Origin of the sequence: Phytohabitans flavus, from assembly GCF_011764545.1 — a bacterium.
Lineage (GTDB): Bacteria > Actinomycetota > Actinomycetes > Mycobacteriales > Micromonosporaceae > Phytohabitans > Phytohabitans flavus.
Window position 1 is genome coordinate 6,309,692 of the sequence record NZ_AP022870.1, and the last position, 15,309, is coordinate 6,325,000.

A 15,309-nucleotide genomic window follows, 5' to 3' on the forward strand; every position below is an offset into this window, starting at 1 on the left:
TTCCAGGGCAGAATCTGGGCATGCGGCGATGGCTCTTCGCTGACCAGCTGGGGCCGCACTTCCTCGACGCGGCGCACCAACCGGTGCTGTTGATCGAGTCAAAGGCGGTCTTCCGCCGTCGCGCGTTCCACCGGCAGAAGGCACACCTGGTCCTCTCCGCGATCCGCCACCGTGCCGCCGAGCTGGGCGATCACGCCGTGCACCTCAAGACGGAGACCTACCGCGAGGGGCTTCGGCAGTACGGCGAGGTGGTCGAGGTGTGCCATCCGACCTCGCGGCGGGCCCGCGACTTCGTCCGCGCACAGGAAAAGGTGACGGTGCTCCCGGCGCGCGGCTTCGTCACAAGCCAGGAAGACTTCGCCACTTGGGCCGACCGGCGGCGCGGCGCGGCCCGGCTCGACGACTTCTACCAGCACGCCCGGCAGGCCCACCGCGTGCTCATGGACGGCGACGAGCCGGCCGGCGGTCGCTGGCAGGTCCGGGTCGCCGACGCCACGCGCCCGCGCGAGCTGCCGACGCCGCCCACGCCGGTGGAGGACGACATCGACGCCGAGGTCCGCGACGACCTCGACCGGTGGGCCGCGGAGGGCGTCGAGTTCATCGGGCGCGACGGTCCGCGCCAGTTTCCGGTCACCCGCGCCGAGGCGCTCGACCGGCAGCAGCACTTCCTCGTGCACCGGCTGCCGCACTTCGGCCGCTCCGACGAGATGCTCGCCGACGACCCCTGGCTCGCCCACAGTGGACTGTCCACATCGTTCAACCTGGGACTGCTCGAGCCGCTGCCGGCCGTGCGGCAGGCCGAGGAGGAGTACCGGGCCGGCCACGCGCCGCTGTCCAGTGTGGAGCGCTTCGCCCGCCAGGTGATCGGGTGGCGCGACTACCTGTGGCATCTGTACTGGTACCTCGACGCCGGCTATCCGGCCGGCTCGCAGCGCCCAGGCCAGGGCTCGATCCCAGAGTGGTTCGCCAAGCTGGACGCCGAGTCGGTGCACGCGCGCTGCCTCTCCAACGCGCTCGCCGCCGTGCGCGACAGCGGCTGGGCCCACCACGCCGTGCGGCAGGCCCTGCTCGGCAACTACGGGGTGCAGCGCGGCTGGCGGCCGACCGAGATGGTCGACTGGTTTCAGCGCGCGTTCGTCGACGGCCAGGAGTGGGCCATGATCGGCAACGTCGTCGGCATGGCCCGCCACGCCGAGCTCGGGTCGGTGACCACCGAGGCGTATGCGGTGAGCGGCACCCACATCAACCGCACGAGCGACTTCTGCGGCGCCTGCCGGTACGACCCGAAGCAGCGGCTGGGCGCCGACGCCTGCCCCTTCACCGGCGGCTACTGGGCCTACCTACACCAGGCAAGGGAACGCCTACACGGCAACGTGCGGATGACAAGAGCCCTGAAACAACTAGCCCAAATCCCAGACGTACACGAGATCGTCACCCAAGAACGCGCCCGCGGCGACTGCGCCCCCTAGCCCCTTGCCTGTTGATCAGGGAGTTGGTGGGCATGGCGTGCGGCGTGTCGGGGCACGAAGTCCCTGATCAACAGCGGGGTCAGCGGGGACGGAGGCCGTCCAGGATGAGTGGGACGGCCGACGGGGCGTAGTCAGCCGCGCGAGAGGCGCCTACCAGTACCGCCACCACCTGGTCGACCTGCGCGTCCGGCCGGACCGCGCCGGCCGCTTGGGCGCGGGTCAGGAGGACGCCCAGCGCCTCCCAGAGCTCAGCGCCCGCGCGGCCCAGCGCCGCCTCCACGTCGACGCCCGCCTGCGCGAGCGCACCGGCGAACGCGTTCTTCGACGCGCTCTGGTCCACGACCGCGGCGAGGAAGCCGAAGAAGGCCGCGCCGGCGTCGTCCGCGCCAACCAGGCCGCGGGCCTCCTCGGCCAGCCGCCCGAAGCGCGCCACCAGCACCGCCTCCAGCAGCGCCTCCTTGGTCGGGAAGTGCCGGAACACCGTGCCGACGCCCACGCCGGCCCGCTTGGCGACCTCCTCGGTCGAGGCGCCCACGCCCTTGGTCGCGAAGATCTCGTCCGCCGCGTCGAGCACCCGGGCACGGTTGCGCCGGGCGTCCGCCCGCAGCGGCCGATCGCCGGCGGCGCTCACGGAAGCGCGCGGCGGCCTGTCACTCGCGGCGGTCACGGAAGCACGCGGCGCCGAGTCGGCACCGTTGACATCCGGAGTCGCCGCTCCGTATCGTTTAACCGGAGTCACGAGTCCGATTCTAGCCCCACGGGGGTCCCTCATGTTGCTCACCATCGGCCTGGCCTTCGTCGCGGGCTTCTTCGCCGGCAACGGCCTTCCCTACTACGTCATGGGCAGCACCGGCGACGGCCACCATCCGGCACCCTTCCGCGACTCACCCGCGATCGCGGTCGCGGTCGGCTGGTTCGCGTTCATCATCGCGGCTGTGGCCTGGAGCTTCGCCGACGTCGGCGACCACCCCTTCCCCGGATACGCGGCCGCCGCCGTGGGTGTGCTGGCCGTCGGCCTCATCCACACGCGAACGTGGCGGCGCGCCAACCCCTGGGGCAAGCGCACCGCCACGTCCTAAGTTCATCGCACCGGCGTGACCGAGACGACGACCCGCTCGCCGTCGCCGACCTCGCCCTCGAAGCCGGCCGCCGCCGGATCGAAGCGCAAATCGGTGGCGAGCACCTCGGCCGACACGAAGGCGCGGTGTGTCTCCACCGCGGCGACCACCTCGGGCGAGGCGCCGAGCGAGACGGTCACCCGGTCGCTCACGTCGAGCTGGGCGTCGCGGCGGGCCTGCTGTACGACGCGGATCACGTCGCGGGCCAGGCCCTCCGCCGCCAGCTCGGGCGTGACGGTGGTGTCGAGTACGACCACGCCCTCACCGCCGGGCAGCGGCGCCGAGTGCTCGGCATCGGCCGCGACGAGCTTCAGCTCGTACTCGCCGTCTTGCAGAGCCACGCCAGCGGCGACCGGGCGGCCGTCCACCAGTGTCCACTCCCCCGCCTTGACCGCCCTGATCACCTGCTGGACCGCGCCGCCGACGCGCGGGCCGAGCGCCCGGGGTACGACGGTCAGCACCTGCTCGCAGTACGACGACAGGTCGCCGGTGAAGTCCACCGACTTGACGTTGACCTCGTCCGCGACAAGGTCGCCGAAGGGGCGCAGCTCGTCCGCGGCCGGCGTCGCCACGGTCAGCTGGGGCAGCGGCAGCCGCACCCGCAGCCCACGCGCCTTGCGCAGCGACAGTGCCGCCGAGCTGACGCCCCGCACCGCGTCCATCGCGGCGACGAGGTCGTGGTCGGCGGGGAACTGCGCCGCGTCCGGCCAGTCGGTCAGGTGCACCGAGCGCCCACCGGTCAGCCCGCGCCAGATCTCCTCCGCGGTCAGCGGCGCCAGCGGCGCCACCACCTGGCTGAGCGTCTCCAGCACCGTGTACAGCGTGTCGAACGCGTCGCTGTCACCGCTCCAGAACCGGTCCCGCGACCGCCGTACGTACCAGTTCGTCAGCGCGTCCAGGTACGACCGGACCGACGCGCACGCACCGGAGATGTCGTACTCGTCCATCTGCCGCTGCACTGTGGACACCAGCTCGCCGGTCTTCGCCAGGACGTACCGGTCGAGCAAATGGTCACTATCCGTCCGGCGAGTGGCGGAGTACGACGACGCGTTGGCGTACAGCGAGAAGAAGTACCAGACGTTCCACAGTGGAAGCAGCACCTGGCGTACGGCGTCCCGGATCGCGCTCTCGGTCACCGGCATGTCCCCGCCGCGCAGCACCGGCGACGACATCAGCATCCACCGCATCGCGTCGGAGCCGTGCGAGTCGAAGACGCCATACACGTCCGGGTAGTTGCGCAGGCTCTTGGACATCTTCCGGCCGTCTTCGCCGAGCAGGATGCCGTGGCTCAGGCAGTTGCGGAACGCCGGCCGGTCGAACAGCGCGGTCGCCAGCACGTGCATGGTGTAGAACCAGCCCCGCGTCTGCCCGATGTACTCGACGATGAAGTCGCCCGGGTAGTGGTCTTCGAACCACTCACGGTTTTCGAACGGGTAGTGCACCTGGGCGAATGGCATCGAGCCGGACTCGAACCAGCAGTCGAGCACCTCCGGCACCCGCCGCATCATCGAGCGCCCGGTCGGGTCGTCGGGGTTCGGCCGCACCAGCTCGTCGATGACGGGCCGGTGCAGGTCGGTCACCTTGACGCCGAAGTCGGCCTCCAGCGCCTCGAGCGACCCGTAGACGTCGACCCGGGGGTACGCCGGGTCGTCCGACTTCCACACCGGGATCGGCGAGCCCCAGAAACGGTTGCGGGAGATCGACCAGTCCCGGGCACCGGCCAGCCATTTGCCGAACGAGCCGTCCTTCACGTGCGCCGGCGTCCAGTTGATCTGCTGGTTGAGCTCGACCATCCGGTCGCGGAACGTGGTCACCGCCACGAACCACGACGACACCGCCTTGTACACCAGCGGGGTGTCGCAGCGCCAGCAGTGCGGGTATGAGTGGGTGTAGGTCTCCTGCCGCACCACCACGCCCCGCTCGCGCAGCTCGCGCGAGATCGGCTTGTTGGTGTCGAAGACCTGCTCCCCCTGGTACGGCGGGACGAGCGCGGTGAACCGGGTGTGCTCGTCGACGGTGACGATGGTCGGGATGCCGGCCGCGTTGCACGCGTTCTGGTCGTCCTCGCCGAACGCGGGTGCCATGTGCACGACCCCGGTGCCGTCCTCTGTGGACACGAAGTCGGCACCCAGCACCTGGAAGGCGTTGGGCGTGTCGGCCAGGAAGTCGAACAGCGGCGTGTACCGGCGCCCGACCAGCTCGGCGCCGCGTACGACACCGACCTGGGTGAGCTCGCCGAGCTCCTTCTCGTACGCCGCGAGCCGCGCCGCACCGACGATGTACCGCTGCCCGGCGTCGTCGGCGAGCACCGCGTACTCGATGTCGGGGCCGACCGCGATTGCCAGGTTGGAAGGCAGCGTCCACGGCGTGGTGGTCCAGACCGCGACCTTCTCCCCGGTCTCCAATGTGAACCACACGGTGAGCGACGGGTCCTGCCGGTCACGGTAGACGTCGTCCATCCGCGTCTCGGTGTTGGACAGCGGCGTCTCGCACCGCCAGCAGTACGCCAGCACGCGGAAGCCCTCGTAGACAAGGCCCTTCTCATGCAGCGTCTTGAACGCCCACATGACGCTTTCCATGTAGTCCAGGTCGAGCGTCTTGTAGTCGTTGGCGAAATCGACCCAGCGCGCCTGGCGGGTGACGTACCGCTCCCAGTCCTGCGTGTACGTCAGCACGGACGTGCGGCACACGTCGTTGAACCGGGCCACGCCGAGGTCGAGGATCTCCGCCTTCGTGGAGATGCCGAGCTGCTTCTCCGCCTCCACCTCGGCGGGCAGGCCGTGGGTGTCCCAGCCGAAGCGCCGCTCGACCCGGCGGCCGCGCATGGTCTGGTACCGCGGTACGACGTCCTTCACGTATCCCGTGAAGAGGTGCCCGTAGTGCGGCAGCCCGTTGGCGAAGGGCGGGCCGTCGTAGAACACGAACTCGTTGGACCCGTTGGGGCCGGCGTCCCGGGAGTCCACAGACGTCTGGAACGTCTTGTCGGCCGCCCAGTGGTCAAGCACGCGACGCTCGACCGCGGGCAGGTCGGGACTCGCCGGTACGCCGGCCTTGGGGTCGGTTTTCGGGTACACCGTAGGTCTCCTCGCAGCTCACAAAGCTCATGTGCCCACTGCGAGGACGAGCCGAAGCCCGCGGTACCACCCCGCTTGGCGACCCAGGATCGGATCGCCCGCTCGTTGGCCGGCTGTGACGGGCCGGACCCGTCCGGTTCTACTGAGGCTCGGTCACCCGAAACCCGTTCTTCCGGAGGCTCACCGGTGATGGCCGGGTCAACGCCTTACGACCGTCAAGCGTACCCGACTGCTACGGGAGCAGCGTCTTGTTATACAGCGAGGTCCCGTCCGCATCCCGGAGGTCCACCCGGAAGGCGCCGGTCTCGCCGTCGATCACGACCTCGCCGAAGTGCTGGTAGCCCTCGGCTGGGGAGGTGTTGGCCACCGGCGGCGCGTGTACGAACACCGCCTCCGGCCCGAACGTGCCGTCCAGCGCGTTCGGCCCGAATGCGCCCGCGTGCGCCGGTCCCGACACGAACTCCCAGAACGGGGTGAAGTCCGCCACCGCGGCCCGGGACGGGTCGTAGTGGTGGGCGGCGGTGTAGTGGACGTCCGCGGTCAGGAACACGATCCCCTTCACGCGGGCCCGGTGCGCCGCGCTCAGGACCTCGGCGATCTCAAGCTCGCGGCCCTTCGGCGCGCCGGCGTCGCCCTGCGCGACACCCTCCTGGGCGGTCGCCCCGTCCGGCACCACCAGGCCGAGCGGCAGGTCGGCGGCGATCACCTTCCAGGTCGCCCGGGAGCGCTTCAGCTCGTGGATCAGCCAGGCGCGCTGCTCGGCGCCGAGCAGGCCGCGGCGGCGGTCGGCGTACGTGTTGCCGTCGTTCACGTCCTTGAACGTGCGCATGTCCAGCACGAACAGGTCGAGCCGCGGCCCGTACGACAGCTTGCGGTAGACCCGGTCGCTGCCGGTCGGCAGCCACTCGTGGAACGCCTGGCGGGCCCGGCCGGCCAGCACGTCCACCCGCCGCTCGGTGTAACGGGTGTCCGTCAGCACCTCACCCGGGTACCAGTTGTTGGTCACCTCGTGGTCGTCCCACTGGTTCACCTGAGGCACCTCGGCGGCGAACGCGCGCAGGTGATCGTCCAGCAAGTTGTACGAGAACTGGCCCCGGTACTCGGCGAGCGTCTCGGCCACCTTCGCCTTCTCCGGCGTGACGATGTTGCGCCAGATCCGCCCGTCCGGCAGCGTCACGGTCTCCGCGAGCGGACCATCCGCGTACACGGTGTCGCCGCTGCAAAGGAAGAAGTCCGGCCGGGCCGCCCGCATCGCCCGGAAGATCTTCATGCCGCCGAGGTCGGGGGCGATGCCCCAGCCCTGGCCGGCGATGTCACCGGTCCACACGAACCGCACGCCGCCCTTGCGGGGCGCGGTCCGCAGCGAACCCACCAGCGGCTGGCTGTTCAGGCCGTGGCGGTCGAGGCTCTCCGCCCGTACCCGGTAGTGCAGGCGCTCGCCGGCGGGAAGGCCGCGCAGGCGGACCTTGCCGGTGAAGTCGCTGTCCGGGCCGAGCAGCGGCCCGCGAAGGACGCGGGCACCGCGGAAATCGGGACGGCGGCTGACCTCGACGAGCATCCGGGACGCGCGGTCCGCGCGGGTCCAGACGACCGCGGTCTCCGCGGTCGCCTCGCCGCTCTGCACACCGTGCGTGAGCACCGGCCGTCCGCTCGGCCGCCACGCGGCCGAAGCACCAGATCCGAGCAGGGGTACGGCGGCGAGCCCGGCCCCGGTGACCAGCCCGCCGCGCAACACACTTCGTCTATCCATATGCCCTGCCTAATGGCCGGACATGACCATGGCGCAACACCCCGGTGACCACCGTTCACCCGTACGGGTGAAGGTGGCACGGCTTTGCGGTGCTAGACGAGATCGGGGAACCAGAGCCCGATCTCGCGCTTGGCGCTGTCCGGCGAGTCGGAGGCGTGCACGAGGTTTTCCCTGTTGGACAGTGCGAGATCGCCGCGGATCGTACCGGCGGCGGCCTTACGCCCGTCGGTCGTGCCGACCAGCGTGCGCACGACCTCGATCGCCTGGTCGCCGGAGAGGACCGCGGCCACCATCGAACCGCTGGTCATGAACTCCTTCAGCGGCGGGTAGAACGCCTTGTCGACGTGCTCGGCGTAATGCTGGTCGGCCAGCGCGGCGTCCATGCCGCGCAGCACCAGCGCCTCGATCGCCAGGCCCTTGCGCTCGAACCGGCGGAGGATCTCCCCGAGCAGGCCCCGCCGGAGGGCATCCGGCTTGATCAGGACCAACGTACGTTCGGCCGGGGTGCTCGTTGACACACTTCCTCCAGGGCGAGGGACGGACGGACGGCACCAGACTATCGGGCTTCCCATTACTGGCCGTCGCCGCCTAGCCTGGCGGGTAACCCGAGGGAGGTCCACTGTGGCTGACGCTCGTCGGAGGCCGGTCGCACCGGTCCGCAAGCTCGTCGCCGCCGTGCTGGGCACGATCGCGGTGTTCGTGATGCTCTTCGGCGCCGGCATGCAGAGCTGGGCGATCGTGGCGGTCGGTCTGGCGGTGCTGGTGCTGGCGATCAGCATGGTGCTGGTCAACACGATCCGTGGCGGCGCCCGCGCGTGGGTAGCGGGTACAGCGCACGTGATGACAGCGACCGAGCCGCCCGCCTCGTCCACATACGGCCGGTGCGAGCTCCAGATCGTCATCGACGCGCCCGGCCTGCCCGCCGCGTCGATCAAGGTGCGGGAGTCGCGGGTACCGGTCGCCAAGTGGCCGCTCCCCGGCGTCACGTTGCCGATCATGGTGGCCGTCGACGACCTGCGCCACGTGCGGATCCTGTGGGACGAGGCACTGACCCACGCCGAGGCCGCGGCCGTGATGGAGCCGGAGCGCGACTACGGCGCCGAGACCGACGACCTCCTCTTCGAGGAGGATGAGCCGCCGTGGTCGCGCCGCGGCCCGGACGAGCCGGTCACCACCGACCTCGTTGACGACCTGGACGACCTTGACGATCTGGACGACGGTATCCGCGAGGAGCCTGTCGTGGTCCACCAGCCGACTCCGGGCGGACCGTTCGTTGTGGAGGGCACGGTGGTGGAGCCGCACACGAGCGGCGAATCGCGGACGGTCCCGCTCCCCCGGCGCGCTCAGCGCGACGGCAACGGCAACGGCAACGGCGCGGCCACCGCGGTCGTCGACCCGGCGCCCTCGACCGCGGACCTCGACGATCCGATGGAGCCCGACCCGCTGGACCTGCCCCTGGACGAGCCGACCGCCGGTCCGGTCGCCGACGACGACCAGTTCGCCGACCTGCTGTCCACGTACCCGAGCGCCAACCCGGGCCGGGGCGGCTCGATCCACAACGTCGGCGTGACGGTGCTCGTCACCGACCTGGCCCGGTCGATCGAGTTCTACCGCGACATGCTCGGCTTCTACGAGATCGACGGTGGCGACGGCAACGCGGTGCTCGCCTCGGGCGAGACCCGCCTGGTGCTCCGCGCCATCAACGACCTCTCGCCGGCCGGCCCGCGCACCGTCCACCTCAACCTCGAGGTCGGCGACATCACCGCCACGCACGAGGAGCTGAAGGCGAAGGGCGTCAAGTTCACGTACGCACCTCGCCCGGTCAACAAGGGCGCGAAGCTGGAGCTGTGGGCGGCCGCCTTCAAGGACCCGGATGGGCACGGCATCGCGATCACCCAGTGGCGTAACCGCGAGGAGGAGGCCACCGCGCGGCAGGCGGTCGACGACGGAGCCTAGGCTTCCGCGCCGTCCTGGCCGGGCGGGGGCCCTTCGCGCTTCGGAGGGGCCAGGATCGTGCGGCGGACGTTCAGCACGTAGAGCCAGACCAGGCCGAAGATCAGCCCCGCGCCGGCCAGGGCCCAGTGCAGGAAACCGCCCAGCATGAGCAGGCCCTGGAGTACGGCTGTGGCGTACCAGGCCCACTCGCGGCGCAGCAGCCCGGCAAGCAGCACGCAGGCGACCGCCGCACCGACGATCACGCCGATCGCGGCGCCGCTCAGGTCGCCGCCGAGCGTACGAATCGGCTGGATGCCGAGTAGCAGCACGATCGTCTCGAGGATCAGCGTGCCGGCGCCGAGACCACGAGCGGCGGCCACGGGGTTGCGCAGACCGGAGCGCTGCGGCTCACCGCCGACGGAAGCGTCCGCCGGCGGCTCAGGTCCGCGCTGCTCGCTCATCGCTTCAGCAGCCGTCGCGCGTCGGCCACCGTCGCCACCGAACCGGTGATCAGGATGCCGACGCCGCTCAGCTCGCCCTCCACGTCGGACTCCGCGAGCGCCACGGCGGTCTCGATCGCGTCGGGCATGCCGGCGGCCACCTCGACCCGCACCTCGCCGAAGATCTCCTCCGCCACCGCGGCCAACTCCTCCGCGGGCATGGCCCGGGGCGAGGTGTTGCGGGTGACCACCACCGCGTCGACCACCGGCTCCAGCAGCTCCAGCAGCCCGGTCGCGTCCTTGTCGGCCAGCACCGCGACGACCGCGACAAGCCGGCTGAACGCGAACTCCTCCTGTAGCGCGGCCACCGTCGCGGCCATGCCGTGCGGGTTGTGCGCGCCGTCGAGCAGGATCGTCGGCGCGGTGCGTACCCGCTCCAGCCGCCCCGGCGACGACGCGCCGGCGAAGCCCTCCCGCACCACCTCGGGGTCGAGCTGGCGGGACGCGCCGGCACCGAGGAACGCCTCCACCACCGCGAGCGCCACCGCCGCGTTCTGCGCCTGGTGCGCACCGTGCAGCGGGAGGAACACCTCCTCGTACACGCCGCCGAGGCCCTGGATCGAAAGGACCTGGCCGCCGACCGCGACCGCACGGCGGAGCACGCCGAACTCGCTGCCCTCGCGCGCGATCGTGCCGCCGACCTCGGCGGTGCGCTCCAGGATCGGCCGCGCGGCGTCCTCCTCCTGGGCCGCCGCGATCACGGTCGCTCCCTTGTGGATGATCCCGGACTTGGCGTACGCGATGTCCTCGATCGTGTCGCCGAGCCACTCGGTGTGGTCGAGCCCGATCGGCGTGATCACCGCGATGCCCGCGTCGAGCACGTTCGTCGAGTCTTCCGCGCCGCCCAGCCCCACCTCGACGACCGCGACGTCGACCGGCGCGTCGGCGAACGTCGCGAACGCCAGCGCCGTCGTCATGTCGAAGTACGTCAGCGGCTCGTCGGCCTGCGCGTCCACGAGCGCGGCGAGCGGGGCCACCTCGCGGTACGCCGCGACGAAGCGCCGCTCGCTCACCGGCTCGCCGTCGAGGCTGATCCGCTCGCGCACGGTCTCCAGGTGCGGGCTCGTGTACCGCCCGGTGTGCAACCCGTGCGCCCGCAGCAACGAGTCGATCATCCGGGCCGTCGAGGTCTTGCCGTTCGTACCGGTCAGATGGATCGACGGGTACGCCCGCTGCGGGCTGCCCAGCAGGTCGAGGAGCTCCTTGATGCGGCCGAGGTCGAAGACCATCCGGGTGTAGCCCCGGCTATTGAGCTCCGCCTCGACCTGCTCGAACTCGGTGTGTTCGGTACTCATGCGGTCGGCAACGCCTCCAGGGCGGTGGCGATTCGGGCTAGGTCTGCCTCGGCGGCGGCCAGGCGTTCCTTGATCTTCTGGACCACCGGCTCGGGTGCCTTGCCGACGAACGCCGGGTTGTCCAGCTTCGCGCGGGTCTGCTCGGCCTCCTTGAGCGCGGCGGCCCGGTCCTTCTCCAGTCGGGCCCGCTCGGCGGCCACGTCGATCGCGCCGCGCGTGTCGAGCGTGACCGAGACCTCGCCGGTCACCGCGAGCTGGGCGGTGGCCGTGAAGTCCTCGCCGGCCTCGTCAAGCCGCGCCAACGAGCGGATCAGCGGCTCGTGCCCGCCAATGCCCGCGGCGGCCAGGCCGTCGAGCCGGGCCACCACCCGCTGCGCCGGCTTCAGCCCCTGGTCGGAGCGGAAGCGCCGGATCTCCGTGACCACGCGCTGGAGCGTGGCCAGCTCGGCCTCCGCGGCGTCGTCCACCAGCGCGGGTACGGCCACCGGCCAGGCCGCCGTCACGACCGTCTCGCCGCCGGTCAGCGCGGTCCACAGCTCGTCGGTCACGAACGGGATCACCGGGTGCAGCAGCCGCAGCAGCTGGTCGAGCACGTGCCCGAGCACCCGCTTTGTGCGCTCGGCCGCCGGGCCACCGCCGGCGAGCACCGGCTTGGCCAGCTCCACGTACCAGTCGAAGACGTCGTCCCACGCGAAGTGGTAGAGCGTGTCGCAGACCTTGGCCAGCTCGTACGACTCAGCGAGCTCGTCGACCTCGCCGATCACGTGCTGGAGCCGGGAGAGGATCCAGCGGTCGACGGGGCTCAGGTCGCTCGGCAGGTCGCCGTCGAGATGCGCGCCGTTGAGGAGCGCGAACCGGGTCGCATTCCACACCTTGTTGCAGAAGTTGCGCGAGCCCTGGGTCCAGTCTTCGCTGACCGGCACATCGGCGCCGGGGTTGGCGCCCCGGGCGAGCGTGAAGCGGGTGGCGTCCGCGCCGTACCGCTCGATCCAGTCCAGCGGGTCGACCACGTTGCCGAACGACTTCGACATCTTCTTGCCGTGCTCGTCGCGGACCATGCCGTGCAGCGCGATCACGTCAAACGGCTGCTTGCCGTCCATCGCGTACAGCCCGAACATCATCATCCGGGCGACCCAGAAGAAGAGGATGTCGTAGCCGGTCACCAGCACGCTGGTCGGGTAGAACTTGGCCAGGTCGGGCGTCTGCTCCGGCCAGCCCAACGTCGAGAACGGCCACAGCGCGCTGGAGAACCAGGTGTCCAGCACGTCCTCGTCCTGGCGCCAGCCCTCGCCGGTCGGCACCTTGTCGTCCGGGCCGACGCAGAGCATCTCGCCATCCGGCCCGTACCAGACCGGGATGCGGTGACCCCACCACAGCTGGCGGGAGATGCACCAGTCGTGCATGTTGTCGACCCAGGCGAAGTAGCGCTTGGCCAGGTCGCCCGGCTCGATCCGGACCCGCCCGTCGCGCACCGCGTCGCCGGCCGCCTTGGCCAGCGGCTCGGTCTTGACGAACCACTGGAGCGACAGCCGCGGCTCCACCGTGGTCTTGCAGCGGGAGCAGTGCCCGACCGCGTGCACGTACGGCCGCTTCTCCGCGACGATCAGGCCCTGCGCGCGCAGCGCCGCGACGATCGCCGGCCGCGCCTCGAAGCGGTCGAGCCCCTGGAACGGCCCGTGCGCGGTGATCACGCCGCGCTCGTCCATGATCGTGAGGCTGGGCAGGTCGTGCCGCTGGCCGATCTCGAAGTCGTTGGGGTCGTGCGCCGGCGTCACCTTCACCGCGCCGGTACCGAACGCCGGGTCGACGTGCTCGTCGGCCACCACGGGGATGCGCCGCCCGGTCAGCGGCAGCTCCACCTCGGTGCCGACCAGGTGCTTGTAGCGCTCGTCGTCCGGGTGCACCGCCACCGCGGTGTCGCCGAGCATCGTCTCCGCGCGGGTGGTGGCGACCACGATCTCGTCGCTGTACCGGATCGAGACGAGCTCGCCCTCGTCGTCGCTGTGCTCGACCTCGATGTCGGAGAGCGCGGTGAGGCAGCGCGGGCACCAGTTGATGATGCGCTCGGCGCGGTAGATCAGGCCGTCGTTGTACAGCCGCTTGAAGATGGTGAGCACGGCCCGGGAGAGGCCCTCGTCCATCGTGAACCGCTCGCGGTCCCAGTCGACCGAGTCACCCAGCCGGCGCATCTGGCCGAGAATCGTGCCGCCCGACTCGCCCTTCCACTGCCAGACCCGCTCGACGAACTTTTCCCGGCCGAGGTCGTGACGGGACAGCCCCTCGCGGGCGAGCTGGCGCTCGACCACGTTCTGCGTGGCGATGCCGGCGTGGTCCATGCCGGGGAGCCAGAGCGCCTCGTACCCCTGCATGCGCCTACGGCGGGTGAGCCAGTCCTGGATGGTGTGGTCGAGGGCGTGACCCATGTGCAGGGAGCCCGTCACATTCGGCGGGGGAATGACGATCGTGAACGGCGGCTTATCGCTGGTCGCGTCCGTCTTGAAGTAACCCGCACGTACCCACGCCTCGTACCGCCGCTGCTCTACCTCGCCCGGCTGGTACTGGGCGGCCAACGTCGGTGTCGCGGAGCTCTGGGTCTGCGGTGTTTCGGTCACCCGTAAAGTCTACGGAGGCGCCGTGTCTCGGCTCCGGGCGGAGTCACCTGCCCCTACGCTACGGTGGCGCAATGCAGCCGATCGACGTGACGCCTCCACCCGGCGAGCCCGTGGAGGAGCCGGAGGCCACCTCGCCACGGCGCCGTCGCACCCGGATGATCGTGCTCGGTTCGCTGCTCACGGTGGGTCTGGTCGGCGTGGGCTTCGCCGGTAGCGCCGCGTGGCGGGTGGTCCAGCAGAAGGACGCCACGCTCGACACCCCAGCGGAGGTCGCTGGCCTGCGCCGCGACTCGACCGCGGAGGCTCTGGAGACCTCTGACTACCTGCGCACCGCGATCGGCGCCCGCATCGAGCTCGATGAGAGCATCGGCACCGTCTACAACGACCCGGCGAACGCCAATCGAAGTGTGCTGCTCTTCGGCGGCACGACGCTCATCTGGACGCCGGAAAGGGACCTCGACACGCTCTTCGAGCTGCTCTCCGACGACACCGGTGCGGTCAACAACCTGCACGAGGTGGACGCCGGCGACCTGGGCGGCGTGATGAAGTGCGGCGAGAGCGTGGCCCCCGAGGGCAACACGACCGTCTGCGGCTGGGCCGACCACGGGAGCGTGGTGCTCGCGCTGCTCCCCGGCCGCACGCAGGACGAAGGCGGCGCATTGCTGCGCGAGATCCGCGGCACGATCCAGACCCGCGACTAGTAGCCGCTCTTCCCAGCCCGGTTGAGCTGATCTCCAGCCGATTTAGCCGCGGAAATACATCGAGGCCGTCCCCGAAGGGACGGCCTCGATTGTTAAGAAGTCCGGCGGTGTCCTACTCTCCCACACCCTCCCGAGTGCAGTACCATCGGCGCTGGAAGGCTTAGCTTCCGGGTTCGGAATGTGTCCGGGCGTTTCCCCTCCGCCATGACCGCCGTAACACTATAAACCATGTCAACCACCACAAACGGGTTTGGTTGTTGGTTCAGATTCGCATAGTGGACGCGTAGCAGCTTTGTAAGTCAAGTCCTCGGCCTATTAGTACCAGTCACCTAAACCTGTTACCAGGCTTACAGCTCTGGCCTATCAACCCAGTCGTCTACTGGGGGCCTTAACCCACAAGGGGTGGGATACCTCATCTTGAAGCAGGCTTCCCGCTTAGATGCTTTCAGCGGTTATCCCTTCCGAACGTAGCCAACCAGCCGTGCCCCTGGCGGGACAACTGGCACACCAGAGGTTCGTCCGTCCCGGTCCTCTCGTACTAGGGACAGCCCTTCTCAAGTATCCTACGCGCACGGCGGATAGGGACCGAACTGTCTCACGACGTTCTAAACCCAGCTCGCGTACCGCTTTAATGGGCGAACAGCCCAACCCTTGGGACCTGCTACAGCCCCAGGATGCGACGAGCCGACATCGAGGTGCCAAACCATCCCGTCGATATGGACTCTTGGGGAAGATCAGCCTGTTATCCCCGGGGTACCTTTTATCCGTTGAGCGACACCGCTTCCACACGCAAGTGCCGGATCACTAGTCCCGACTTTCGTCCCTGCTCGACCCGTCAGTCTCACAGTCAAGCTC

Annotated in this window: 11 protein-coding genes and 2 rRNA genes (1 of these 13 running past the window's edge); 4 read left to right on the forward strand and 9 right to left on the reverse strand. The window is 70.2% G+C overall.

Annotated features, from left to right (window positions below):
- Nucleotides 1–20: 20 nt before the first annotated feature.
- Entirely contained in the window at nucleotides 21–1,469 is a 1,449-nt protein-coding gene (locus Pflav_RS27400; RefSeq protein ID WP_173039328.1) for a cryptochrome/photolyase family protein, read from the forward strand.
- Between the two features lie 79 nt (nucleotides 1,470–1,548).
- Here the strand turns inward: Pflav_RS27400 and Pflav_RS27405 are convergent, their stop codons facing one another.
- The gene (locus tag Pflav_RS27405; RefSeq protein WP_197938768.1) at nucleotides 1,549–2,136 is read right to left on the reverse strand and encodes a TetR/AcrR family transcriptional regulator; all 588 of its coding nucleotides are present in this window, start codon (nucleotides 2,134–2,136) and stop codon (nucleotides 1,549–1,551) included.
- 103 nt (nucleotides 2,137–2,239) lie between these two features.
- Between Pflav_RS27405 and Pflav_RS27410 the strand changes: the two genes are divergently transcribed.
- A complete protein-coding gene (locus tag Pflav_RS27410) occupies nucleotides 2,240–2,548 on the forward strand; it encodes a hypothetical protein (RefSeq protein ID WP_173039331.1) in 309 nt (102 codons plus the stop codon).
- A 2-nt stretch (nucleotides 2,549–2,550) separates the two neighbouring features.
- Here Pflav_RS27410 and ileS read toward each other — a convergent pair whose 3' ends face one another.
- From ileS to ndk, 3 genes are all read right to left on the reverse strand, one after another.
- A complete protein-coding gene (ileS, locus tag Pflav_RS27415; RefSeq protein ID WP_173039333.1) occupies nucleotides 2,551–5,661 on the reverse strand; it encodes an isoleucine--tRNA ligase in 3,111 nt (1,036 codons plus the stop codon).
- Between the two features lie 232 nt (nucleotides 5,662–5,893).
- Entirely contained in the window at nucleotides 5,894–7,411 is a 1,518-nt protein-coding gene (locus tag Pflav_RS27420; protein WP_173039335.1) for an alkaline phosphatase D family protein, read from the reverse strand.
- Between the two features lie 92 nt (nucleotides 7,412–7,503).
- Nucleotides 7,504–7,929, reverse strand: coding sequence for a nucleoside-diphosphate kinase (ndk, locus tag Pflav_RS27425; RefSeq protein WP_173039337.1), 426 nt, complete (start codon nucleotides 7,927–7,929; stop codon nucleotides 7,504–7,506).
- A 103-nt stretch (nucleotides 7,930–8,032) separates the two neighbouring features.
- Here ndk and Pflav_RS27430 point away from each other — a divergent pair, with 103 nt between their 5' ends.
- Nucleotides 8,033–9,367, forward strand: coding sequence for a VOC family protein (locus tag Pflav_RS27430; protein WP_173039339.1), 1,335 nt, complete (start codon nucleotides 8,033–8,035; stop codon nucleotides 9,365–9,367).
- Here the strand turns inward: Pflav_RS27430 and Pflav_RS27435 are convergent.
- The 3 genes from Pflav_RS27435 to Pflav_RS27445 are packed head-to-tail and all read right to left on the reverse strand — an operon-like array spanning nucleotide 9,364 to nucleotide 13,753.
- A complete protein-coding gene (locus Pflav_RS27435; RefSeq protein WP_173039341.1) occupies nucleotides 9,364–9,807 on the reverse strand; it encodes a DUF4233 domain-containing protein in 444 nt (147 codons plus the stop codon). The two genes, Pflav_RS27430 and Pflav_RS27435, sit on opposite strands and share 4 nt — an antisense overlap.
- Nucleotides 9,804–11,141, reverse strand: coding sequence for a bifunctional folylpolyglutamate synthase/dihydrofolate synthase (locus tag Pflav_RS27440; protein WP_173039342.1), 1,338 nt, complete (start codon nucleotides 11,139–11,141; stop codon nucleotides 9,804–9,806). Before Pflav_RS27440 ends, Pflav_RS27435 begins: the two co-directional genes overlap by 4 nt.
- On the reverse strand, nucleotides 11,138–13,753 hold the full coding sequence (locus Pflav_RS27445) for a valine--tRNA ligase (RefSeq protein WP_173039351.1): 2,616 nt from the start codon (nucleotides 13,751–13,753) through the stop codon (nucleotides 11,138–11,140). Before Pflav_RS27445 ends, Pflav_RS27440 begins: the two co-directional genes overlap by 4 nt.
- A gap of 71 nt (nucleotides 13,754–13,824) precedes the next feature.
- On the opposite strand from Pflav_RS27445, the gene Pflav_RS27450 reads away from it, so the two are divergent.
- Nucleotides 13,825–14,454, forward strand: coding sequence for a hypothetical protein (locus Pflav_RS27450; RefSeq protein WP_173039353.1), 630 nt, complete (start codon nucleotides 13,825–13,827; stop codon nucleotides 14,452–14,454).
- Between the two features lie 99 nt (nucleotides 14,455–14,553).
- On the opposite strand, the gene rrf is transcribed toward Pflav_RS27450, so the two are convergent.
- Both rrf and Pflav_RS27460 read right to left on the reverse strand, forming a co-directional pair.
- Nucleotides 14,554–14,670 (reverse strand): 5S ribosomal RNA (rrf, locus tag Pflav_RS27455).
- 79 nt (nucleotides 14,671–14,749) lie between these two features.
- Nucleotides 14,750–15,309: ribosomal RNA gene (locus tag Pflav_RS27460) — 23S ribosomal RNA — on the reverse strand (it continues 2,540 nt past the right edge of the window).

What these genes read in the sequence shown, in the direction of transcription:
- Pflav_RS27400 (WP_173039328.1), top strand. Translation starts at nt 21, where the DNA reads ATGCGGCGATGGCTCTTCGCTGACCAGCTGGGGCCGCACTTCCTCGAC.
- Pflav_RS27410 (WP_173039331.1), top strand. Translation starts at nt 2,240, where the DNA reads ATGTTGCTCACCATCGGCCTGGCCTTCGTCGCGGGCTTCTTCGCCGGC.
- Pflav_RS27420 (WP_173039335.1), bottom strand. Translation starts at nt 7,411, where the DNA reads ATGGATAGACGAAGTGTGTTGCGCGGCGGGCTGGTCACCGGGGCCGGG.
- Pflav_RS27435 (WP_173039341.1), bottom strand. Translation starts at nt 9,807, where the DNA reads ATGAGCGAGCAGCGCGGACCTGAGCCGCCGGCGGACGCTTCCGTCGGC.
- Pflav_RS27440 (WP_173039342.1), bottom strand. Translation starts at nt 11,141, where the DNA reads ATGAGTACCGAACACACCGAGTTCGAGCAGGTCGAGGCGGAGCTCAAT.
- Pflav_RS27450 (WP_173039353.1), top strand. Translation starts at nt 13,825, where the DNA reads ATGCAGCCGATCGACGTGACGCCTCCACCCGGCGAGCCCGTGGAGGAG.